At 58.1% G+C, this 1,573-nt stretch carries 1 protein-coding gene and 1 pseudogene; both read left to right on the plus strand.

The window, feature by feature from the left end; all coding sequences use genetic code 11:
- Positions 1-322 (plus strand): annotated as a pseudogene (locus tag PH558_RS33990) (methyl-accepting chemotaxis protein); the annotation flags it as partial.
- 189 nt (positions 323-511) lie between these two features.
- The coding region (locus tag PH558_RS33995; protein ID WP_285208558.1) for an MCP four helix bundle domain-containing protein at positions 512-1,573 on the plus strand (1,062 nt) is incomplete at its 3' end.

Below are 1,573 nucleotides of genomic sequence, written 5' to 3' on the forward strand. Positions count from 1 at the left end.
TGCATCGGAAGAAATGTCGGCAACGTCGGAGGAGCTCGCCGCCCAGGCGGAGGAGCTGCAGGCCTCCATCGCCTTTTTCAAGGTCGATCAGGCCAATGCTCGCAAGGCTCAGGCCGCACATAGCCCTGTCCACACGCCGATCCATCATGCTGCCAGCTCTGCCAAACCAAAGCCTGCCGCCAAGGCACCCGCTGCCAGAGCCCCGGCCGCACGCACCGACAACAGCGTCGCCGCGCAGCAGGCTCGGCTCAAGGGCTTTACCCTCGACATGTCCATGGGTGGACCCGATGCGGATGACAATGATTTTCGCCAGAGCGCCTGAGCGCTTGGCCTGATGTCAACAAACACCGGCGCCGGAAGGCGCCGGTCAAAGGCCGGCAAATGCTACCGCCGGCCTCAAGAACCGGTTCCGGTTCGCGGAAGGGTGAATGTATCGGTCTTCGCGCATCAAGACGGCTCCCCGTCTGACATTTCAAATATCGAACCCTTCATCTCCAGGAGCTTTTCAGAGATGCGCTTTACCATCAAACTCAAACTGGCCCTCGCCTTCGGCTTCCTGATCCTCTTGTCGACCGGCATGTCCGTCCTCGCAATCATGAGCCTGTCTTCGCTCAACTCCGCCATCACCGATATCGTTCAAGGACCGGCCAACAATCTCCGCAACTCCGGCGATCTTTCCAGCGCCGTGCTGGATGCGATCCGCAATGAAAAGAATGCCATCCTCAACACCGATCCGCAGGCGATCGGCGGTTACATTGACGCCGTTCACGAGAAACAAGTCACGATCGAGCAGCTCGTCCAGAAGCTTGCCCAGGACCCGGCGATTTCCGACAAGGTTGCCGAGTTTTCCAAGCAGTATCCCGCCTGGAAGCAGATCGATGATCAGATCCTGAAGCTAGCGACTGAGAACACCGAGGAAAGCAATCGCAAGGCCGGCGCCCTCTCCATGGGTGAGGGACGCAAGGCAAGCGATCTGCTCCAGAATGCGCTCGAGACCGTCAACAAGGCAATTCTTGATGACTTGCATCAAACCGATCTGTCGACCAACGACCAATATGCGTCTGCGCGAAATCTGCTTCTGACGTCGCTTGGCATCATGTTCGTGATTTCTACGGTCGTTGCCATCTGGATCGCACTCGGCATCAATCGCGGCCTCAAGAAGATTCAGGCAGTCGCGGAAGGCGTTGCCATTGGCGACCTCAATCAGAATATTGAGATCAAGACCAATGACGAGATCAAGGACCTCGTCAACACCATCAACGTCATGACAGGCAATCTGCGCAACACCGCAACGATCGCTGACCAGATCGCCAATGGCGACCTGACGGTCAAGCCGAAGCCGATGTCGGAGAAGGATACTCTGGGCATTTCGCTCCAGTCGATGGTCGAACGTCTGCGCGGCGTCGTTGCCGATGCACTGTCGGCCTCCGACAACGTCTCGTCAGGCAGCCAGCAGCTGTCGGCCGGGTCCGAACAGCTGTCTCAAGGTGCCACCGAACAGGCCTCTTCTGCCGAAGAAGCTTCCGCCTCGATGGAAGAGATGGCCGCCAACATCAAGCAGAATGCCGATAAC

The organism is Rhizobium pantanalense, from assembly GCF_030182525.1.
Classification (GTDB): domain Bacteria; phylum Pseudomonadota; class Alphaproteobacteria; order Rhizobiales; family Rhizobiaceae; genus Rhizobium.